Below are 23,038 nucleotides of genomic sequence, written 5' to 3'. Positions count from 1 at the left end.
AGATATATCACCGTCTTTATACATTTAAAAACGAATAGCAGCCTATCTACCCCGAACAAATTCAGTAAGTAAAATAAGCAATAACTAAATACCTATTCACACCAGCATGATATTTCAGATTCTAAATGGGGATGCTTTAACTGACAGGTTTCTAGCCCTGGGGTTGAAAGGTGAAGTAATTGTGATGCGTGAATGTTTAATTGAAGGTGGACTTTCAGGAAATTCGCTTGATGAGTTCATTAAAACCAGGGCTACCTATCTATCAGAAACCTATCCCAGTACTTCAGATACTTATCATCAAAAAGTAGTAACAGAATTTGAAAAGCTGCTACAGGCACCCGATCATTCAGAATTTAATTTGTGGTTCGGATATGATTTGTTTTGCATGGCCAACATGTGGTTTATAATTTCCTTGCTTCACCAGCTCTCCATCGAAAAAAAGGTATTTATTGTTTACCCATCCTACCTGAAAAAGACAGATATCTGGCAAGACTTCGGCTCAGCAGGCTCTGAAGAATTGTACTACAGCTTTAACAACAGGCTATCGCTAACCGAGAAGGACCTACAGCTATCACAAAGTATCTGGAATGCTTACAAAGAACATGATCTTATTAAGCTCAGAAAGTTGTCTGAACAACAATTTTTAAGCTTCCCTTACCTAAGAGAAGTTTGTCAGGCCCATATAGCACGCTTCCCGGCACCGGGTAAACTAGGGCGTCCCGAAAAAGTAATTGCAGAATTGATTTCAGATAAGAATGTGAATTTTACTTCCATTTTCGAGGAGTTCACGAAGCGGGAAGGAGTTTATGGTTTCGGCGACCTGCAGGTGAAAAAAATCTATGATAAAGTCTTACAAAGCCGCTCTTAATTAAGCTTCTATAGGCTCATCTACAAAATTCATAGCTTTCGCTCTTACTAAAATCAAACTATAACATTTGACAATAAAAGTATATCGTTCTACTTAATAAAACTACTTCAGACTAACGGCTTTATAGGTTATCGTTCAACAAGTTACACTCCCTTTAAATCCAGGTCATCTGTCTGAACTATAGGTACCTGCTTGCCCATTTTTTTCTGGATGATCTTGAAATGGTGTGCATCTTCAGGGGTAATCAGAGAAATAGCTTTGCCAGAAGCTTCAGCACGACCAGTACGACCAATACGGTGCACATAATCTTTGGGTGAGCGCGGCAATTCATAGTTAATAACAAAGGGCAAAAACTTGATATCGATACCGCGCGAAGCCAGGTCAGTGGCTACCAGCACGCGTATTTTACCGGCTTTAAATTGCTTCAGTGCTTCAGTGCGGGCTCCCTGGCTTTTATCGCCGTGCAAGGCTGCTGCTTCTACCCCATTCTTCTTAAGTTTACCAACTATGTTATCTGCCGTCCGGATGGAGGATGCGAAGACCAGCACCTGCTCCATGTTTTCCTGTTTGATGAGATAACGCAGCAATGGGCCTTTCTTTTCAGGAGATATCTGGTAAGCCACCTGGTCTATCAGTTCGGGTACAGAGGCTTCGGCTTCAACAGCTATAGTTACCGGGTTACGCAACTGTGACTCAACTATAGTCTGGATATCCCCGCCCAGCGTAGCCGAAAATAACAGGTTCTGACGCTGTGCCGGTAACAAGCCGAATATCCGGTCCATTTCTTCCTTAAAGCCCAGATTAAGCATCTTATCGGCTTCGTCCAGCACCAGTATCTCTACTTCCGAAAGCTTGACAGCATTATGGTCTATTAAGTCCAGCAAACGACCAGGAGTAGCAACCAGCACATCTGTTCCGCTCAGCTTCATCATCTGCGGATTAATAGAAACACCACCATAAACAGCCAGCGTCTTTATTTTCTGGGGCAAATGCAGGCTCAAACTATAGAACGTTTCTTCCACCTGGATGGCAAGTTCGCGGGTTGGCACCAGTACCAGGCATTTTACAAAACGATTGTGGGAGGTTGTCTTTTTTTGCAATAACTCTAGTATAGGCAACGCAAAAGCTGCCGTTTTTCCGGAACCAGTCTGTGCAATGCCGAGCACATCTTTCCCTTTAAGAATGGCAGGTATTGCCTGCTCCTGTATCGGGTACAAGGCAGTGTATCCTTGTTCTTTAATAGCTTTTTGCAACGCCTGAGACAGACCTAAAGCAGCAATTGACATACTGTATAGTTTGGTTTATACCTGCAAAGATACTACGGTTAAAAATGAGAGAGGTAATTATTTAAGGCAACCGCCCAATTCAGGTTGATATGCTACACTTTTTAAAACATGCCGAAGGAATAGTTCAGGTACCTTTTTATGATAATCCTATCCTGCGCAAACATATTTTACAGCATTTTTACTCTACACCACAATATATAACAGTGTTGACCTTTCTATAATGCAACTTTTAAATAAATATTAAGTATTGTTAATTTATAGTGGATAGTCCGGTAAATGCACTCCCCATAAGTAATATCATCAGCTACAGTAACTGCATAGTTTAGCCATGGAACAAATCGATAAACAGTTAAGCTTTAAAATAAGGTTGTTATCGTTGGTTTCGATGATACTGGTAGTTTATGTGCACGCGTATACCCTGGATCTGAATGGTTTTGCGGGAGCGTTAACAGAACATAAGAACTATAATACTTTTATTCAGGATTTTATCTCACATGGCATTGCCCGCGTGGCTACTCCATTGTTCTTTACCGTTTCAGGATTTCTTTTCTTTATCGGGTTTAAACCAAAAGCGGCAGTTATCCTACAGAAATTACATAAACGGATTCCATCTTTGCTAATCCCTTTCCTGCTTTGGTCGGCATTTGGTATTGGTCTGTATTATGTATTGCAGCTTTTTCCTTCCATTACACCGTACTTCCCGAACAGAATCATCCGGGATATGAGTTCGGAGCAACTGCTTACCACGCTTATTTTGCACCCTATCCCCTATCAGTTATGGTTCCTGCGCGACCTGATGATGCTTGCCCTGGTGGCTACGGCAGTCTGGCTCCTTGTAAAATACCTGCAGGAGAACTTCCTGGCACTTTTGGCTATTGCATGGTTCGCTGACCTGGATTTTGGAATATTCGTATCCGAATCGCTGCTGTTCTTTTCAGTGGGTTGTTATCTTAAAACCAACCCCGTGCTACTAGCAAAAATAAAGGCCAACTATAACTTTTTACCGGTGCTGTTTGCTTGGGTGGGATTGCTTGTTTTTAAAACGGAGTTAAGCTTCCTAGGCTACGAAAACCAAGTGGTATTAATGCTGCTGCACAAACTGGCTATAGTTATAGGGTTCGTAGCTACATGGCGCTGTATAAATACAGTAGCGGATAAGACCCGGATCATTAACCGTAAGTGGCTATTCAGTGCTGTTTCCCCCTTCTTTATTTACGCCTTTCATGAGCCGCTGCTAACCATTATAAAGAAAGGGCTTTTAATAATGCTCTACTCCGGCACTGAGATCACTTCGCTTTTGGTGTACCTGTTCGCTCCTATAGTTGTGATACTGGCAAGCATAGTAGCAGGCGAAGTACTGCGGAGAACAACACCTTGTTTGTTCCAGGTAATAACAGGCAACCGTGATAAACCTACTACTAAACAAGAACACATAAGCCCAAAGCAAGAACCAATTTTGGTTAAAACACAGGTATAATTCTGCAACTATAAAGATCGGCAACTCACGAAGTGCATCCTGTGTTAACTATAAATATAGACATATAAATATTTGACTATATCCTTTTAGTCTGGTAGTTTTGGTAATAGATTTCAATATTGAAAACAAACTATTATCAACTTATGATGAAACATTTACTTTCTTTTATCCTGCTGGCTTTTGTAGCTACCACAAGCTTTGCACAGGATGTTATTACCAAGAAAAACGGTGAGGGCGTGCAGGCAAAAGTGTTGGAGATCACTCCTACCGAAATCAAATACAAACGCTTCGAGAATCCTGATGGGCCGACTTACACCCTGGCTAAGGCTGATGTGCTGCTTGTAAAGTACGCAAACAACACTGAAGAAATATTTACAGGTACAGATAGCTTTATACAGGGTAATGCTAAACCTACTAACGATTCGCAAAAACCAGGTGCACTTACTGCCAGCACCACAGAACCTGTCGCTTCTGTAGAAACAACGCCGGTTGTTACTTATAATACAACTACTTTAAGTCCGGCTGAACTATATAATAAAGGCCAACAGGATGCTAAGGTTCATTACAAGGGTTATAAAGGTGCAGGAACAGGCACACTGGTTACTACTTTACTTTTGTCTCCTTTAGTTGGACTTGTGCCAGCTATTGTTACATCGTCTGTAAAACCACAAGACCAAAACCTGGACTATCCTAATCATGAACTAATGAAAAATGAGGATTATAGTACAGGCTACAAATACGAGGCAAGAAAGACCAAAAACAGAAAAGTCTGGACTAACTGGGGAATAGGTTTCGGAGTAATTTTAACATATGTTTTGGTAGCCGGACAATAAGGTTTACAAACTATAAAACGAAAAAGCAGCGCCGGCTAGGGCGCTGCTTTTTCGTTTGCTCAACTATAGAACTATCGTTATTGGCCTTTGCCGCGCATCTGCTTTTCCATAGCATCCCACATTTCCTGCGGTATCATATCAAACGAATTAAACTCGCCGGCTCCATACAACCATTCGCCGCCATCTATAGTTACCACTTCACCATTCACAAACGAGGCATAATCAGACACCAGGTAAGCTGCTAAATTTGCCAGTTCCTGGTGCTCTCCAAAACGGCCAACCGGTATACGTTTTATGGGATCCAGTTTATCGGCCAGTTGTTTCGGGAACAAGCGGGTCCAGGCTCCTTCTGTCGGGAACGGTCCCGGGGCAATAGCGTTGGAACGGATGCCATATTTCGCCCACTCCGATGCCAGCGAGCGCGTCATGGCCAGTACGCCTGCCTTGGCGCAGGCTGATGGTACTACGTAACCGGAACCTGTCCAGGCATATGTGGTTACAATGTTCAGTATAGTGGCGGGTTGTTTCTTTTCTATCCAATGTTTGCCTAGGGCCAGCGTGCAGTTGTAGCTTCCTTTCAGTACGATGTCGGTTATCACATCAAAAGCTTTATGGCTCAGGCGCTCTGTCGGGCTTACAAAGTTTCCGGCTGCATTGTTTACCAACACATCTACTCCACCAAAGGTATCTATAGTTGCCTGCAGCATGGCTTCTATTTCATTGTATTTGCGCACATCACAGGCAATTGGCAAAACCTTTCCACCGGTTTCCTGCATCAGCTCTTCAGCAGCCTTTTCCAGTACATCCAGCTTACGGCTGCATATCACGGCGTTGGCGCCCAGCTCAAGAAAATATTTAACCATAGAGCGACCCAGACCGGTGCCGCCACCTGTAACTATAATTGTTTTGCCTTGCAGGGCACCTTCTTTCAGCATTGGTTCTGCCTTCATAACAAATTTTCAGTTTAAAGTTAAATCAGCTCCGTATAATAGCTGCACCATTGGTGTTTGCTAAATATAAGCAAGCATATTGGTAATTGCTTAAAAAGTACGTTCCTTTTGAAAACTATGACCTCCTTATGAGCAAAGATCAACTAGAAAAAGAACTGAAGCCACTTTACGACGGGCTCCTGATGCGTAGCGAAACCGATAACCCCTTTGAGTTCTATTACTTTGAAAACACCCAGCACCTGCCTTTAAATGCGAACACCGTGGCATCGCTGGCAGGTAAATCTAACGGTGCCGAAATCAAGACCGAGGAACTCGACCACTTTTTCAGGAACATGGTGCACCTGTACCCCGAAGATGGCGAGGAGCGGAAACAGGAAGTGGAACGCTACAAACAACTGCAACAGAAACTACACGACCTGCTGCAGGATGTGCAGGTTTTTAAGGCCGATGAAATAAGTATTACCGCCTACATATTAGGCAAAACCCCCGAAGGTGACTTTGCCGGATTAAGAACAATAGTTGTAGAGACCTGATAACAAAACAGCCCGGCAAATAACCGGGCTGTTTTCGTGTAACTGGAATCGTGGGTTTGGGTTTATTGAGTCGGGCCGGCATCTACGCGGGCTTCTATAACGCTCTGCACAGTGCTCGAAACATTCGATAAAATATTGTAGCCGGTTTTAGTTTCAATGGCATCTACAGTGGTGCGGTAGCCACCCCAGCTGCTGCTGATGGAAGTTGAGTTAGGCGTATCGATAGCAATAACGCGTGTGCTGGATGTAACACGGGAAACGTCGCCGGTGCCTACAGGCAATACAACTATAACTTTCCAGATGCGGTTTGGCACAGTTACTTTTCCGCCGGCCAGTGTAGTTTTATAACCAGCACTTCCTGTTCCGCCAGTACCGTAGCTACCCATAATAATGTATAGTTCGTTGCCCTGGTTTACCAGCGTACGGCAGTAGTTCTCCAGGTTTGCCCATGTCTGCTGGTTATTGGTAGGTGCCTGCGGAATCATGTTGCTCATCAGGAAAGTCGCTGAATTGTCAGTAACTGTAAGCGTACGGTCAGCAGATGGCGTATTATGACCACGGTCGAAACCACTGCCGGTGTAATCAGCAGGCGTAACACGGTAAAAAGCAGTCGGCAGCGAATTATCTGCTCTGAAATCATCCTGGCGCGGTGTACTGCCCAGCCAGGCGCTGCTCAAATGCCAGCTTACCCAGTTTGGCGTACCACGGTAGCTGTTATACGACATAGAATACTGGCTTTTGTTGATCAGGTAATTAGAGTAACTGGTGCCGGCCCCGCTAGGGTTACCCATAGCCATGTTTCCGTCTTTTGTGGCGGTTGCATTCGCTACCTTCGAAACGCCGTCGAGGTCTTTTACAACTCCGTCAGGTTGCACATTGTCCCTTGAACAGGATACTAGCATCAGGCCAGCCAGGGCCAGATACAATACACGATGTAAAGATTTTTTCATTTAGATATAGGGTTGATTTATCTAATAAAGATGGCAGGTTGCCACGGAATCATACTTATCTGAATATTAATTTTTTGTTATATGATCATAAGTTCTTTCTTTCATCATATGCCATTTCGTTAATATTCTAAAATACCAACTATAGTCTTGATAATCAACGACAAACAATGTTACAACATTAAAGATAAGTATTGATTCTGCGAGTAAATTTTCCGAAACTTCAGAACAGCAGTTTGCAGGAATTATAGTTCTTCAGAACTTCAGGGAACTTGACTCTGAATTAGGATAGTAGAAATGTTAGGCCCGATAATGATCCTGCATGAGTTTACGGAAGGCGATGATACCGCTCAGGCATACACCAACTATACCCTGCCCCGGATAGACTGTATCGCCACACACATAAGCTCCTTTATGATCCAGGCGGGCATCTTTCATTTGCCAAGGTTTAATGTGTTTGTACTGCGGGTAGCCACCAACTGCTCCGTACGCTCTGCCTGTCCAGAACAGCCAGGCACCCGGTGTGGCAGACTGATAAGAAATGATATCTTCTGGCAATACAAGTCCGGCTTCTTCCAGCCTGGCGAGTATGGCTTTTTCGATGATCTGCTTATCGTAGATGATCATATTTTGCGGGTGGGCAATATGCGTGCTGATACTGGCTAACTGCTCTCCTTCCGGTGCTCGAAGCGCATCTGAAGGGTGACTGAAACTGATAAAAATGCTTTTGCTACCAATAAGTGGCAACCCTCTCGGAACATGAAGCTGATGATGAAGCACAGGTAGTTCCATCTTTCTTTTCAGCACGAGGCTCATGGTAAAAGCTCCGTTCAGTTTCTCAGATGTTAAAATGTATTGTTGTAGCTTCTTTTTTATAGTTGGGTTTTCGAACAAGTTTTGTGTGTTGTTCAGTGGCACGCCACTTAGCACAAAGCGGCTGGTAAATTCTCCTTTTGCGGTTATAGTTGTATAGTTGCCATTACCAGGAATAATACGTGTTACTTCATGCCCGTATTTTATAGTTGCCCCATTCGCCAGGCAGTAATCAAGCACAGGTTTTACCAGGTTTATCAAGCCGCCATCCAGGTAATAGTTACCATACAAGGTGTAGCAAAGGGCCGTTGCCCCGAAAAGCTCATTCACTTCTGCCAAATAATTCTGGGCTGTGATCAGGAGCTGCTCATTTACAAAATCTACAAACAACCGGTTATCCAACAGATCAAAGCGCCTCAAAACATTTTCCATTGTCCGGAACGCGCCGGGAATGAGTTGCAACTGGGCTGGGCGGAAGGAAGCTGCTGCCTGTAAAAGATCTTTATAGTTGGAAAACGGAAAACTTTGTTGCTGCAACGAAACACGCCATACCTGTTGACTGATTTTATAACAATGCTCCCAGAATGCACGCTGACCAGGCTTGCCAAAAACCCGTTCTGCCTCAGCTATCCATTGCTCCAGGTCAGGGTACCGGGTAATAATTTCGCCGTTGCTTAACCAGACCTGCATGGGCACTTCCAGTTTGCGCAAGTTTGGTAGTTGAATACCGGTTTCATCAAGCAGGTAGCGCAGCGGCATGTTTTCGTCTAAGCCAACCAAAGTGGTAGCACCCGTCTCAAACCAGTATCCTTTTCGCTTATAAGTTGTCGCGCAGCCACCCGGGTATTTGGCCTGTTCCAAGATACAGACACTTAGCCCGCGTCTGCACAACAAAGCTGCCGCCGACAGTGCGCCAAAACCAGAACCGATTACCACTACATCGTACTGCATTTAAGTGAATTTTGCTTTGGATGGCTTTATAGTGCAACTTTACTTCCCGGAAGCTGTAACAGGATGCCTGTGCTTTTGTTATAAACTATAAACTAACTACATGAGCGAAAAAGCTGATATCAGCATATTAGGTTGTGGATGGCTGGGCCTGCCGTTAGCGGAGACACTGGTAAATTCAGGAAAACGCGTAAAAGGCGCTACCACCTCGCCTGCCAAACTGGATATGCTGGCGCAGAAAGGCATACAACCTTACCTGGTAAACCTGCAACCCGAAGCACTGGACGAAGCATCCCTGGCCGATTTCCTGGAGGCAGATGTGCTGGTGCTGAACATACCGCCTAAACTGCGCTCCGATGCCGGAAGCAGTTACCTGGAACAGTTGAACCTGCTTTTAAGGGCTATGCTGGATTCGCCAGTTAAGAAAGTATTGTTCGCCTCCTCTACTTCCGTGTATAACGACTTGAACCGTATCGTTACCGAAGAAGATACTGCCCTTACAAAAGAAAGTGATCCCGGCTATGCCCTGCTCCGTGCTGAAAAACTATTTATGGATCGCGAAGAGTGGCTGACAACTATAGTTCGGTTTGCCGGACTGGTTGGCGAAGACCGTAGACCAGGTAGATTTATGGCAGGCAAGAAAGATGTACCGGGAGGCGATGCGCCTGTTAACCTGATCCACCGCGATGATTGTGTGTTGATACTAAAGCGCATTATAGAACAGGAAAAGTGGGGCGAAATTTACAATGCCTGCTCCGATGTGCACCCGATGCGCAAAGACTTTTACCCTGCTGCTACCATGGCCCTTGACCTGGAGCCTCCAACTTTCCTGGAGATGGCAGAAACCAACTTTAAGCTCATCAGCAACCAAAAACTGAAAGATGATCTGCCATACGTGTTTCAGTACCCCGACCCCATGCACTTCTTTTAGTATCTTTGCTTTTTGATTGCTGGTTGTTGATTGCTGATTGTTTAAATATCTGCGATAGCTGCTTAAGCAATCATCAATTAACAATCAACAATGAGTTATAAAGTAGTAGTGATTGGTGGTGGGGCTGCCGGTTTTTTTGGGGCGATAACGTGTGCACAGGTTAACCCTGATGTAGATGTAGTGTTGCTCGAGAAAACAAATAAGTTGTTGGCTAAGGTACTGGTTTCAGGTGGTGGGCGATGCAACGTAACACATAACTGCTTCTCTCCTGGCCCATTGTCGCAACATTACCCGCGCGGAGCAAAACCACTGAAAGATGCTTTTAAAACATTTGGCGCACAGGAAACGGTTGCCTGGTTTGAGCAGCGCGGTGTAAAACTTAAAACCGAAGCAGATGGACGTATGTTTCCCGTTACCGACAGCTCCCAAACTATAGCGGATTGCTTGTTGCAGGAAGCACGCAAAGCTGGCGTAAATATAAAAACGGGTGTTGGAGTTTCCCTCATCACTCCCCCTGACGCAACTATAAACCAGCTCAACTATATAGTTCAATTAAGCAACGGTACCGAAATAAAAGCTGATAAAGTGCTGATATGCACCGGAGGGAATCCTAAAGCCACCGGTTACGATTGGTTGCGTGAGCTTGGCCACCCGATACAGGAGCCTGTACCGTCGTTGTTTACGTTTAATGTACCGGGCAACCCGCTGAAGGAGCTGATGGGTGTTTCGGTTCCTCATGCCAGAGTACGCATTGCCGGGCAGAAACTGGAGTACGAAGGTCCGTTGCTTATAACCCATTGGGGTTATAGTGGCCCGGCTGTACTGAAGTTATCTGCCTGGGGAGCTCGAATATTCCATGACCAGAACTATACCTTTACAGCACTGATAAACTGGATACCGACTTACACGGAAGAAAGCCTACGAACTGAATTACAGAACTATAGACAAAGTCATCCAAAAAAAGTAGTAATTACAAACGCACTATTTGGCCTGCCGCAACGCCTTTGGAAAGCTTTAACCACACTGGCCGAAATCCAACCTGAAACGAAATGGGCCGAGCTACCAGCTAAAAACACCAATAAACTGGTTGAAGCGCTGCTCCGGATGGCTGTGGAAGTGAAGGGCAAAAGCACATTTAAAGAAGAGTTTGTGACCTGTGGCGGAATAGACCTGAGCCAGGTGAACATGAAGAATATGGAAAGCCGCCTGCATACCGGTTTATATTTTGCAGGCGAAGTGCTGGATATTGACGGTATAACCGGTGGCTTTAATTTCCAAGCTGCCTGGACAACGGGTTTCCTGGCGGGTAGTGCCATGGCAGCCAAACTATAACCGCCCTGAGTAACTTTACGTTACGTATATGAGTAATATCGCATATAGTAACTAAACCTTCAAAACTATGGAAATCAATAAAGAAGTATTCTCGACAGTGCACCATCTGATAGAAAGATGTAAGGATGGCGCCAAAGGATACAAAACTGCCGCTGAAGATGTGGAAGACAGAGACCTGAAAGAACTTTTTATGAAATACGCTGTGCAGCGCGATAGCATGATAACAGAACTACAGGCAGAACTTCATAAAATGGGTAAAACCGACGATGAGTCCAGCTCACTTGAAGGTACTGTTCACCGAATCTGGATCGATATTAAATCTGCTATCAGTTCAAAGGACAGAACAAGAATTCTGGAAGAGTGCGAGCGTGGCGAGGACTATGCCGTTAAAGCGTTTGAGGAAGCCCGCAAGGCAGATTTACCAGGTAACCTGAAGCAGATAGTTGAGCAGCAGTACATGGATGTAAAACATGCACATGACCACATCCGTGCCCTGCGCGATAAGGCAAGAAGCGAAGCATAAACTATAACTATAGTTTAAGAAATATGAAAAGGAGCTTAAAGCTCCTTTTTTTGTGGGCTATGGATTTATTCATAATATGAGTTCGGCTTAGTCGAAGTCGAAATTATGTGCCCTTGTTTGCTAAGTATGCTATTGGATTAGAGTTATAATCACCGTTTAGCAGCCACAATACCCGATATACTTTTTCTCAAGTTTGTCTTTGCCTTTAGTAATAGTAAGTACTCCTTCAACATCCACTGTTTCCTCCATCTCTGTACTTTCAATCGCTTTTGCATGAACTCTCTCCACTTTTATTGAATCATTAGAATAAGTAGTAACACCATTGAGTTCGCCTTTATATTCCATCCTATGAATTTTTCCGTTCAGTACTATCATGGCAATATCACCGGCGTCTCGATAGATATGGATATCTGCTTTCTCATCCTGTTCTGTTAAAAACAAGCTACACCCACAGCCATAATATTCTTCTGGAATATAAGTGAATGTCTCCATTCTTAGTTTTTTACCTTGTAATGTTTTGGATTCATCCTTTTCCTTAATACCAGCAACTGACCTTTCTTTAGCAATTTCCATGGCACTAGAAGGTATAACTGATGTTGCTTCTTGAGTGGTATTTATTTCTATCTCTGAGCAGGAGAAAATAGTAAAGATTAAGACAAAGGGTATCGCACGCTTTATATACTTGATCTATCAATTTTCTATATAGTTTTACCTATTGGATATACGAAACGCTATTCAGCTTATCTGCACCGTATATGTAGAATAGATAGTAAAATCAGCACGAAACTTTCTGCCTACATCACTCACTTACTACATCGTATAACACCAATATAGTTTATTCTCCGGAATTCATAGCGGGAACTATAGGCATAAAAATAAAAAGGGTTACATCCGTCTGATGTAACCCTTTTTATAACTAACTGCGTGAGCAATTAGGTAATCTTCCAACCTTTTTATGATAATCCTTTTACGCCTCGTTTTACAGGAAGGTTATAGTTTGAAGAAAATTATCGGCAAATATTACCAGAACCCTATAAAACAAATAAGCCGACGTTTCAAGTCGGCTTATTCTAACAGTTAAATGAAGTTTTTAAGCTTCTAAAGCTGTATAGTTATGTATACGCCTGTAGCAGGCAAAGGTTATTAAGAATTAAAATCTTTTTCTACGGAAACCACCTCTGTCACCTCCACGGTCACGATCTCCGCCTCTTTCTCCACCAAAACGGCTTCCACCGCGGTCACCGCCTCTGTCACGGTCTCCACCACCAAAGCGGCTACCACCTCTGTCGCCTCCGCGGTCACGGTCTCCGCCACCACGTGGGCCACCAAAACGGCTGCCACCACGGTCGCCACGATCACGGTCTCTGTCACCACCGCCGAAACGGCTGCCACCTCTTCCGCCGCGATCTTCACGCTCACCGCCTTCTTTGCCGCCGCCTTTTTTATCAGACTTCTCAACAACCACCATGCGTCCGTCCACTTCAATACGGCCTACTTTCTCAAGTATATTGGCAGTATATTCTGAAGGCACTTCAACAAAGCTGAATTTGTCGTACAGGTCAATATCACCCACTTTAGCAGCAGGAATATCAGAGTTTGCAGCTAACAGGTCGATAAGGTCCTTTGGATGAACGCGGTCTTTTTTACCGATCGTAATGAACAGACGGTCGAAACCTTCCTTAGAGAAACCTAGTCCTTTTTCAGCTTCTTTACCAGCTTCCTTAACTTTAGCTTCTTTCAAAGTCATTTTAAGTAAGGCAGCTGCAATTTCAAGCGAAGTATAGTCTTCGGTTACAAGTTTCTCGATGTTTGCGATATGCTTGGTCAGGTTACCTTTCTCCAGTACTTCACGCACTTTATCCAGGAACATGCTGGTGCGCAGTTCGTTCACATCTTCAAAAGTAGGTACCTGCTGTAGCTGGATATTGGCTTTAGTATAGCGCATGATATCCTTCAGCTTATACATATCAGAACGGCCAGACACGAAAGAGAAAGCTTTACCTGATTTACCGGCACGACCTGTACGGCCAATACGGTGCACGTAAGCTTCTTCGTCCTGCGGAAGGTCGTAGTTAAATACGGCTTCCACGTTCTCTACATCCAGTCCACGGGCTGCTACGTCAGTAGCTACCAGTATCTCCAGCTGTGCGTTACGGAATTTACCCATCACGTTAGAACGCTGGTTCTGGTTAAGGTCACCGTGCAGGGCATCGGCTAAATAACCACGGCTCTGCAGACTTGTTACCAGTTCATCCACCATGCGCTTCGTATTACAGAAGATCACAACAGACTTCATGTTGAACATATCCAGCACGCGCGAAAGTACTTCCTGCTTCATGCTGTTACGCACCTCAAAGTAGATCTGGTCGATGTTAGTTACGGTAAGCTCTTTATGAACCACCTTAACGATCACCGGGTCCTGCTGGTAACGCTTGGTAAGGTCCATGATCGGCTTAGACATCGTAGCCGAGAAGAAGATCGTCTGGCGCTCTTCCGGCATTTTGCTCAATACAAACTCGATATCATCACGGAAGCCCATGTCCAGCATCTCATCTGCTTCATCCAAAATGATCTTACGGATCTTGTCAAGCTTTAAAGTACCGCGTTCTACGTGGTCCATTACACGACCCGGCGTACCAATCACAATCTGAACACCTTGCTTTAAAGCGCGCAGCTGACGGTCGTATGCCTGGCCACCGTAAATAGGAACGATGCTGATATTTGGCTTATACTTAATTAATTTCTGGATCTCGCCAGCTACCTGGATAGCCAGTTCGCGGGTTGGGCAAAGGATAAGCGCCTGCACACTGCGGTCGTTCTCATCAATGCTTTCTATAGTTGGAATACCAAAAGCGGCAGTTTTACCTGTACCCGTCTGTGCCTGACCGATAATGTCACGGCCTTCCATAATAACTGGTATTGCTTCTGTCTGGATTGGAGAGGCTTCTTCGAAGCCCATGTCTGCGATAGCACGCTGAACTTCCGGCGAAAGCGGAAGCTCGTCAAATCTGATTTTGTTCATCTAATTTTTTATTACTGAAAATAACTCTCTGGAGTAGCCTGTTTTTACCTATCCCTATGATACGTATCGAAAAACAAAAAATAAAGGTTATCCAATTGTGGCGTTGCCAGTTATACCAGTAAATCAGACTTATTCCAAATCGGCTGCAAAGGTACGAGGTTTTTACGTCAATTACTAATGTTCCCAAATACTGCCATAATATGTAATCTGGGATCAATATTAAAATATTAGTATAATTCTATACTTAAGGCTGTAACATTAGCTGGTTAAAGGGAGTATAACATGTAAATATTTAATTAAATTTTATTACTTTTTAAATTACTTGTGTACAACCTTTTTTATGACCACACGTTATTGTAGTCAATTCACCCATTTAAGGCATACGTTTACCAGTAATTTAAATATTTAAACATTTATTTTTAACCAAGTGCCGTAGTTTACAAAATCCGAAACCAAAAACTACTGACCCTTATGCCCGATTAAACTGTACCTAACCCCGGTACTCCCCTGCCCCATATTACCTACAAGCCTTATTGAACAGAAGCTAATGAGCATGTGTAGCAATACACCGCTTACTGAAAATCAATTAAACAAAACCTTAAACCCCCTAGTCCCTCACTTATGTTACATTTTACAAAAATTTCAACTCAAGGCAAAGACTTTAATCTAATTGCTTCTGGTGCGCTGGCTTTTAAAATTCACAACAAAATTCTGAAGGATGAAGCGTTTGTGCATGGCTCTTCCGTTAGCCGTAACATGTTGGTAGGCAGTGTGCCGGCCCGTAAGGCGACAACTGACAAGAAAAGCGTTTTCTTTGTTATTATCTCTGACCTGGATAAAGTAAATACCGAATCGTTGTGCCAGATGATCGCACAGGAACGCGCTAAAGGCAGTTATGCCGTTTGCCAGGTTATCCCGATGTATTATAACGAACCATCTTTTAAAGCACTTAAAATGCTGCGCCAGAACTTTGATGAAGTGCTGGAATTAAGCAAGTTTAACCTTGGTGGCAGCAAAGTATTAAATGGCCTGGAGCAGCAACACTGTATCATTTCTGATTACGTGATCTCGATGGCCCGCATTATGTTCCATGTATGTGCCAACAGCGCCATACCTGCAAAAACAGCAGAAGAACGTATTGAAGAACCTGCATTTGCATAAACTCTACATACTATAAACTGAAACAGGCTGCCTATCCCCTACAGGCAGCCTGTTTTTATTTTACACCTTTACTATCAGCAGCATAGCAATTTACTTCACTTACAAGCTTGCAAACACTGGCATGCGGGCGGGCAAAAGTGTATCTTTATACCTGGCTTTATCTCAACTGCAATGGCATCAGTTTTTAAAATATACTCTTCTTCTGCCGGGTCAGGCAAAACATACGCGCTTACCAAGGAATACCTGAAACTGGCCTTGCACCAGCCAAACCCCGACTACTATAGATCTATACTGGCCATTACCTTTACCAACGATGCGGCCGCCGAAATGAAGGAGCGTATTCTGGGAGCTTTACGTGGCTTTAACGACGATACTTTACCTGAGAAAGCAAAAGCCAAAAGCGAGAACCTGCTGGAAACTATAACCAGCGAACTACAGCAAGCCCACCCGGAACAACACCTTGATAAAGAAGAGATAAGAAGAAGAGCCGGTCTGGTTTTTACACAAGTACTTTACAACTATGCCGATTTCAGTGTAAGCACTATAGACAGCTTTGTAAACAAGATCGTTCAGGCTTTTGCGCGTGAGCTGAAAATACCGCACAATTTTGAAGTAGACCTGGATTCGAATACCCTGCTGAACACAGCTGTATCGCTGTTGCTGGACAAGGTAAAAAATGAAAAAGGCGACCTGCTGACCGAAACCCTGGAGCAGTTTATATTGGAAAAAGCAAGTGAAGGCCGCAGCTGGAGCATGCTGACCCAGGAACTGGCGGACTTTGCTAAAAACCTGCTGAATGAACAGGTGTACGAAGCCATTACCGACCTGCAGACGCTTACGCTGGAAGATTTCAGGGAAGTGCACCAGCAACTGCGCCAAACCAAACAACAGATAGAAGCCGCTATAGTTGAACCCGCCACACAGGCTGTAGCACTCATAGAGCAAGCAAACCTGGATGCTGCCGACCTGTCGTATGGCAAGAATGGCATTTACGGCTACTTCTACCGCTGGCTTAAAATCATAGACCTGAACTATAGTAACAGCAATGCCCGCAAAACCGTCGAGAACGATAGCTGGTACAGCGCATCTGCTAAAAAGAACAGCTTTATAGTTAGCCAGATCGATAGTGTAAAAGACCAGTTGTCCGAGTTATACCTGGAACTGGAGAACCGGAAAGAAGCGTATGCCGGCATGTATACCCTGCTTAATGCTATCGTGCCGCATCTGTATAAACTATCGGTACTGAACGAGCTGGAAAAATGCCTGCAGGAAATTAAGCTGGATAAAAATACGGTGCACATTTCGGAGTTCAACAAACGCATTATTGATATCGTGCTGAAGGAACCGGTGCCTTTTATCTATGAGCGCCTCGGCGAAAAGTATAACCACATCCTGATAGATGAGTTTCAGGATACCTCGGTGCTGCAATGGAACAACCTGTTGCCGCTGGTAGAAAATGCGCTTGCCTCGGGACACTTTAGCATGGTGGTGGGCGATGCCAAGCAGGCGATTTACCGCTGGCGTGGTGGCGAAATGGAACAGATTCTGCACCTCTATAAAAAGAATACCGCCCAACTCTACCAGAACCGCCGCAACGCCGATCTGATCAGGGAACGCTATCACACGCTGAATAACGATGTACTGCAACCCGACAACCTGAACCAGAACTATAGAAGCCGCGCCGAGATCATCCATTTCAACAACGACATTTTTACGTTTGCCAGCCAGGCACACCCTGAGTTTGGCATGTTCACGTCTATTTATGATGCTGATTTTATACAGGAAGTTCCGGACGCGAATAACACCGGCGGCCACGTGCAGGTGCTTTTCACTTACGAAGGCGACAGCAATACCAAATATGATTTTGACACCTGCACCCGCACCGAAGAACTATACCCTAAATACACTCACCCGGCAGAGATAAGCTACAACGAAAGCATGCTGAACATGGTGGTGCATCTGGTGGAAAATGCCGTGGCAGAAGGCTACGAACTGCGCGATATTGCCATACTCAGCCGCACCAACCAGAACAGCAAACGCATTGCCAATTTCCTGAAAGAGCGCCGCTACGACATTATTTCACAGGATTCGCTGTCGCTGCAGTTTGCCGAAGTGATAAACTTTATCATTGCTTTGTTTCGGGTGTTTAACCGGCCAAACGATGCACTTGCGAAATCAGAAGCGCTGTACCTTATAAGTATAGTTACGAAGAACCTGGTGCCTGATGTAAAGGTAACGCAGCGCATTGCAACTATAGCCAACACACCAGATCCGGCCGCTTTCTATGACTATATCAGAGAACTCGGTTTTGACCTGGACGAGCGCAATACCGGCAATCTGTCTATTTACGAGCTGACCGAAAGACTTATCCGTATTTTTAATTTGCTGGGCCATAACAACGAGTGCGAATACATTTTCCGCTTCCTGGACCTAGTGCTGGAGTATAGTTTAAAGAACAGCAACAACCTGAACAACTTCTTGGGTTATTGGGATGTGCAGAAGGAAAAACTGAGCATCAATACGCCTAAAAACCGGAACGCGGTAACTATAACCAGCATTCACAAATCCAAAGGCCTGGCCTACCCTATCGTTATCATCCCGTTTGCGGATTGGAGCACCGAACCGAAGCGTGGTTCGCTAATGTGGAGCCAGTTACCGGAGACTGTAAACTATACCGGAAAGCTACGCAGCGTGGCGGTAAACATCGGCTCTAAGCTGGAAAGCACGGAACTGGGCGATCAGTATAAAACAGAGATAGAGAAGACCTTTATCGAAAACCTGAACATGCTGTATGTGGCCCTCACCCGCCCCATAGAAAGGTTGTACCTGATAGGCAATGCAAAAGACCTGTTGGTGGAAGATAAAATGCCGAAAGCAGATGGCCAGGTAAAGAATATAAGCCATTTATTGTACCAGTATCTGAAGGAAAAAGAAGTCTGGGAGCCCGGCAAATTCTGCTACCAGCTGGCTAAAGGTAATGGGGCTAAAAATCAAAACTATAGTTCGCAAGAAGGTACCTTTGAACTAACCCACCTGGTAACAACCGACTGGGAACAGCGTCTGAAAATAAAACAGCACGCCAATAACGTCTTCGATTTTGAAACGCAACAGCGCCAGCGCCAGGTAAACCGTAAACTGCATTATGCCTTGTCGCGGATCACGTTTGCGCCGGAAGTAAACCAGGTGCTGCGGCAAATGGGCTACGAAGGCATCATCAGTGAGCGCGACAAACCTGAACTGCACCGCCTGTTAACTGAAATTGTGCAACACCCGAAAATGGCTTATTATTTTTCAAACAAAGTAGCCATAGAACAGGAAAAAGAAGTGCTGGATGCCCGCGCTTACCTGTATAAACCGGACAGGATCGTGTTTGATGGCGAAACCGTAGTGCTGATAGAATTTAAATCGCCGCCACCTGAGCCCGAACACCGCAACCGCCTGGACCATTATGCCGTGCGTTTCCGGCAGTTAGGTTACAAAAAAGTAAGATGTGTGCTCTATTATTTCGATACGCAGCAAGTACAGGAATGGCAATATGGTGATAAACCTGCTGCGCAGTTGGGGTTGGCATTTTAAACCCCATCCCAGCCTTCCCCTAAAAACAGGGGAAGGAGAATTAAATAGTTTATGGCGCGAGCCTCCACGCTCGTGTCGAACTATAGTTGGAACTTTGGCCCGGTGGGATTAAGAATTTGATTTTGCTGTTTCGGACATCCTTGTCCGAAACCAATTCTGCTGCGGACTTCCTAGTCCGCGTTACTTGCTACACGGGGATTAGGAAATCCCCGACAGAGTGCATTCGGACAAGGATGTCCGAATGAGCGTTTTAAAATAAAAGGGGGCCAGAGGCTCCGCAATAAAAGTCACGAGCGAAGACGCTCGCGCCATTAATAGTAGAACTTTAAAAGTAATAACTAAACTATAAACCAGTTCCCCTCCTGTTTTTAGGAGGGGGTTAGGGGGAGGTAACATGGAACAACGCATTACACTTATAACCTTAGGAGTTAAGAACCTGCAACGGTCACGTGATTTCTATATCAACACCTTTGGCTGGAAGCCCTTGGAAACCAGTAACGAGAGTATCCTTTTCTTTCAGCTGAACGGCATTCAACTGGCCCTTTTCCCACAGGAGTCTTTAGCTGATGATGCAGGCGTACCTGCCGACGGTAAAGGCTTCCGTGGCTTTTCGCTGGCGCACAATGTCCGCTCCGAAAAAGAAGTAGATGAGTTAGTTGCATCCCTGGAAGCAAAAGGTGTACGCGTTCTTAAGCAACCTGAAAAAGTATTCTGGGGTGGCTATAGTAGCTACATCGCCGACCCGGATGATAATTTATGGGAGATCGCCTACAACCCGTTTCTGCCGCTGGATGCCAGTGGCAACACTGAAAGCATCCATTAAGAGCTTCCCCATTCACTCATTCAATTATTCAGTTATTCAAAATTAAGCCAGTGCAGACTTTCCTGGAGCTAACCGCGAAATACATTTACGAGAAGTATAAAGAGAACATCAGCGAGCTATGCATCGTGCTGCCATCGCGCAGAGCGAGCTTTTTCTTTAAAAATGCGCTGGCACAGGCTGCTGTAGAGCCAATCTGGTCACCGGATGTGCTTTCGATGGAGGACTTTATCTGCAAAATGGCGAAGGTGGATGTAGTAGAGCCGATTAACCTGCAGCTCGAACTATACGACCTGATGCGCGAGCAGGACCCGACACTGGATTTCGACCAGTTTGTAACCTGGGCCGGTACCTTGCTCGACGACTTCAGCCGGATGGACCAGAATATGGTAGATACCGGGAAGCTGTTTGATTACCTGAGCGAAGCAAAGGCGCTGGAACGCTGGGAACCGCGTAACCTGGGCTGGACCATGTCGCAGGACATGCGCAAGTATTTTAGTTTGTGGGCGAACATCGAGAAAACATACCATAACCTGCAGCAGCATCTGCACAACAACAGGCAGGCCTATACCGGTATGGCCTACCGCAGGGTGGCAAACGAGATCGAAACTATAGTTCAGGAAAACACCTGCCACCAGTTCATCTTTATCGGCCTGAATGCGCTTACCAAATCGGAGGAGAAAATTATTAAAGCACTCCTTAAGCATAACAAGGCCGAAGTACTGTTCGACAGCGATGATTTTTACATGGAAGAAGGCACAGCCAACAGAGCGGGCAGCTTTCTGCGCAAATACAAAAATACCTGGAAACTACCTGAATGGCGTTGGCAACAGAACATGCTGCTGACCGATGCGAAAACTATAAATGTGATTGGGGTTGCCAACGCCAGTATGCAGGGCAAACTGGCCGGGCAGTTGTTACAGGAAATTCGCCAACAGGACAAACACGCACAGGTTGCTATCGTGCTGCCAGACGAAACGCTGCTGTTGCCGGTGCTGCATTCTATCCCGGATGATGTGCCCAACTATAACGTCACCATGGGTCTGAGCTTTAAGGGCACTCCCCTCTTTAACCTCGTGGATCTGCTGTTTGATGTGCATTTAACCGGCGTAAACCAGTTACAGGAAAGTGGCTATAAGGTTTACCAGTACCACCATTTGTCGGTCAGCAAACTGCTCACACACCCGTTCATACGTCGGTACGAACTATACCTGAACGAGCAAGCAGACCAGGCTCAGTTTCATGGGCTGATACAGCAGGTGTTGGATACTATAGTTGCAGAGAACAAGGTGCTGATCACGGCACAGGAATTGTTGGAACTGGGCCAGCATCACCCGCTGTTCGAAACGTTGTTCCGTACGTGGCGCGATTGCGACGATATTATAGTTGCCATGTACGACCTGATCGAGCTGCTGCGCCAGGTTTACACGCACGGCCACAACACCATCGAGACAGAGTACCTTTACACCTTCTACATCATCATCAAGCGCCTCGATACCATCTTCGATTGTCGTGAGCAGAAGATTTCGGTGCGTAGTTTCCGGAAGTTTTTATACGAACTGATAGGCCAGACACGATTACCGTTCAGCGGTGAACCTATTTCAGATGTGCAGATCATGGGTATGCTCGAGACCCGTGCGCTGGACTTTGAAAACCTGATCATCCTATCGGTAAACGAAAACGCCTTGCCGGCACCTAAGAAGCATAACTCGCTGATGCCGTACGATGTGCTGAAAGAGTTCGGCCTGCCTACGTATGCGGAGAATGAAGGCGCCATGGCTTACAATTTTTACCGATTGCTGCAGCGCGCCAAGCGGGTGAATCTACTCTATGTGTTACCTTCTGATACCTATGGTTCGGGTGAGAAAAGCCGCTTTATCCTGCAGCTCCAAAACGATTTGGCCCTGCGCAACCGCAATATTACGTTCCGTGACCTGACAGCTATAGTAGAGCAGACCGATACCAAGGAATACGACGAGGACATTGTTATACAGAAAGATGCTGCTACGCTGGAACAGATAAAGCGCGATCTGCAGCGCGGCCTCTACCCTTCCAGCCTGAACACTTATATTAATTGTTCCCTTAAATACTACTTCAGCAGGATTGCGAAAATGCAGGAAGCAGATGAAGTAGAAGAACAGGTGGATGCAGCGCAGTTTGGTACCGTAGTGCATCAGGTGCTGGAAGATTTCTTCAAGCCATTTGCCCTGAGCGGCCAGCCTATAGTTGCCGAAAGCATAGACCAGATGTTGCTCGAATTACCGGGTCAAACCAAACTTGCGTTTAACCAGGCTACCCGTAGCGCCAGTACCGAGCGCGGCCTGAATTACCTGTTGCTGAAAGTGGCCATAGAAGTACTGGAAAAGTATCTGAACAAGCTCAAACACTCCAGCGAACTACCACTTTATATCCTCCGTTTAGAAGATTCACTTACAGCGAAACTACAGGTGCAGCTGGACGATGAACTGCTGGAGGTAACCATAGCCGGTAAAGCCGACCGCATCGACATGACAGGCCACGAAATTCGCGTGATCGACTATAAGACCGGGAAAGTAGAACAGAACAAACTCCGTGTAAAAACCGATGACCTGCGAGCACCGTCATCCAAAACCAAGGATTTAGATAAGCCGCGCCAACTATGGCTGTACCAGTACATTCTGCAACGGCAGTTACGCGAAGCACCCCAAACTATAGTTAGTAACTTCTCGCAGGTTGATCCGGCGACTATAGTAGCCAAGTCAGGCATCATTTCGTTCCGGAATATAGATGAGAACGTGCTGTCGTCGGAGTTTAATTTTGTGGGAGAAGATGGTCAGCCGAAGGATTTTATAGTTGCTTCAGAAGAACTGCTGACCGGTATTATCAGAGACATGCTGAATCCGAACGAACCGATCCGCAAAACGCAGGACCCTGATATTTGCGAGTACTGTCCTTACAAAGGCATCTGTGCGAGGTAAGCAGAAAACCGATTTATTTCATAACATTAAACCTTTCCTATTACTTTTAACTATACATTCA

At 45.2% G+C, this 23,038-nt stretch carries 17 protein-coding genes; 11 read left to right on the top strand and 6 right to left on the bottom strand.

Translation table 11 applies throughout. The features are described from left to right. Positions 1-106: 106 nt before the first annotated feature. Positions 107-868: a DUF1835 domain-containing protein gene (locus KYK27_RS16155; RefSeq protein ID WP_199111347.1), complete on the top strand. Its 762-nt coding sequence runs from the start codon at positions 107-109 to the stop codon at positions 866-868. A gap of 143 nt (positions 869-1,011) precedes the next feature. Here the strand turns inward: KYK27_RS16155 and KYK27_RS16150 are convergent, their stop codons facing one another. Beyond that, a complete protein-coding gene (locus KYK27_RS16150; protein ID WP_199111346.1) occupies positions 1,012-2,154 on the bottom strand; it encodes a DEAD/DEAH box helicase in 1,143 nt (380 codons plus the stop codon). Positions 2,155-2,482: 328 nt separating this feature from the next. Here KYK27_RS16150 and KYK27_RS16145 point away from each other — a divergent pair, with 328 nt between their 5' ends. Both KYK27_RS16145 and KYK27_RS16140 read left to right on the top strand, forming a co-directional pair. After that, positions 2,483-3,631, top strand: a complete 1,149-nt coding sequence (locus KYK27_RS16145; protein ID WP_199111345.1) for an acyltransferase family protein — start codon at positions 2,483-2,485, stop codon at positions 3,629-3,631. A 143-nt stretch (positions 3,632-3,774) separates the two neighbouring features. Further along, on the top strand, positions 3,775-4,464 hold the full coding sequence (locus KYK27_RS16140) for a hypothetical protein (RefSeq protein WP_199111344.1): 690 nt from the start codon (positions 3,775-3,777) through the stop codon (positions 4,462-4,464). A 77-nt stretch (positions 4,465-4,541) separates the two neighbouring features. Here the strand turns inward: KYK27_RS16140 and KYK27_RS16135 are convergent, their stop codons facing one another. Further along, positions 4,542-5,414, bottom strand: coding sequence for an SDR family oxidoreductase (locus KYK27_RS16135; protein WP_199111343.1), 873 nt, complete (start codon positions 5,412-5,414; stop codon positions 4,542-4,544). 128 nt (positions 5,415-5,542) lie between these two features. Here KYK27_RS16135 and KYK27_RS16130 point away from each other — a divergent pair, with 128 nt between their 5' ends. After that, positions 5,543-5,947: a nuclease A inhibitor family protein gene (locus KYK27_RS16130; RefSeq protein WP_199111342.1), complete on the top strand. Its 405-nt coding sequence runs from the start codon at positions 5,543-5,545 to the stop codon at positions 5,945-5,947. 62 nt (positions 5,948-6,009) lie between these two features. On the opposite strand, the gene KYK27_RS16125 is transcribed toward KYK27_RS16130, so the two are convergent. Next, on the bottom strand, positions 6,010-6,897 hold the full coding sequence (locus KYK27_RS16125) for a DNA/RNA non-specific endonuclease (protein ID WP_199111341.1): 888 nt from the start codon (positions 6,895-6,897) through the stop codon (positions 6,010-6,012). Between the two features lie 297 nt (positions 6,898-7,194). Beyond that, positions 7,195-8,658 (bottom strand): phytoene desaturase family protein, encoded by a 1,464-nt coding sequence (locus KYK27_RS16120; RefSeq protein ID WP_199111340.1) that lies wholly within the window; start codon positions 8,656-8,658, stop codon positions 7,195-7,197. Between the two features lie 100 nt (positions 8,659-8,758). On the opposite strand from KYK27_RS16120, the gene KYK27_RS16115 reads away from it, so the two are divergent. From KYK27_RS16115 to KYK27_RS16105, 3 genes are all read left to right on the top strand, one after another. Beyond that, positions 8,759-9,586: an SDR family oxidoreductase gene (locus KYK27_RS16115; RefSeq protein WP_199111339.1), complete on the top strand. Its 828-nt coding sequence runs from the start codon at positions 8,759-8,761 to the stop codon at positions 9,584-9,586. Between the two features lie 90 nt (positions 9,587-9,676). Next, complete coding sequence (locus tag KYK27_RS16110; RefSeq protein ID WP_199111338.1) at positions 9,677-10,918, top strand: NAD(P)/FAD-dependent oxidoreductase; 1,242 nt, start codon at positions 9,677-9,679, stop codon at positions 10,916-10,918. 67 nt (positions 10,919-10,985) lie between these two features. Then, positions 10,986-11,441 carry a ferritin-like domain-containing protein gene (locus tag KYK27_RS16105; RefSeq protein WP_199111337.1) on the top strand — a complete coding sequence of 152 codons (456 nt, stop codon included), beginning with the start codon at positions 10,986-10,988 and terminating at the stop codon, positions 11,439-11,441. A gap of 156 nt (positions 11,442-11,597) precedes the next feature. Here the strand turns inward: KYK27_RS16105 and KYK27_RS16100 are convergent, their stop codons facing one another. After that, a complete protein-coding gene (locus KYK27_RS16100; protein ID WP_199111336.1) occupies positions 11,598-12,014 on the bottom strand; it encodes a hypothetical protein in 417 nt (138 codons plus the stop codon). A 577-nt stretch (positions 12,015-12,591) separates the two neighbouring features. Beyond that, positions 12,592-14,463 (bottom strand): DEAD/DEAH box helicase, encoded by a 1,872-nt coding sequence (locus tag KYK27_RS16095; protein WP_199111335.1) that lies wholly within the window; start codon positions 14,461-14,463, stop codon positions 12,592-12,594. Between the two features lie 621 nt (positions 14,464-15,084). Between KYK27_RS16095 and KYK27_RS16090 the strand changes: the two genes are divergently transcribed. From KYK27_RS16090 to KYK27_RS16075, 4 genes are all read left to right on the top strand, one after another. Continuing rightward, positions 15,085-15,624: a hypothetical protein gene (locus KYK27_RS16090; protein WP_199111334.1), complete on the top strand. Its 540-nt coding sequence runs from the start codon at positions 15,085-15,087 to the stop codon at positions 15,622-15,624. Positions 15,625-15,795: 171 nt separating this feature from the next. Beyond that, the gene (locus KYK27_RS16085) at positions 15,796-19,200 is read left to right on the top strand and encodes a UvrD-helicase domain-containing protein (protein ID WP_199111333.1); all 3,405 of its coding nucleotides are present in this window, start codon (positions 15,796-15,798) and stop codon (positions 19,198-19,200) included. 394 nt (positions 19,201-19,594) lie between these two features. Next, entirely contained in the window at positions 19,595-20,023 is a 429-nt protein-coding gene (locus tag KYK27_RS16080) for a VOC family protein (protein ID WP_199111332.1), read from the top strand. Between the two features lie 50 nt (positions 20,024-20,073). Further along, positions 20,074-22,977: a PD-(D/E)XK nuclease family protein gene (locus KYK27_RS16075; protein WP_199111331.1), complete on the top strand. Its 2,904-nt coding sequence runs from the start codon at positions 20,074-20,076 to the stop codon at positions 22,975-22,977. Positions 22,978-23,038: the final 61 nt, after the last annotated feature.

The sequence above is a fragment of the Pontibacter populi genome (assembly GCF_019336435.1).
GTDB lineage: Bacteria > Bacteroidota > Bacteroidia > Cytophagales > Hymenobacteraceae > Pontibacter > Pontibacter humidus.
This window is presented reverse-complemented; position numbering and strand designations above follow the sequence as displayed.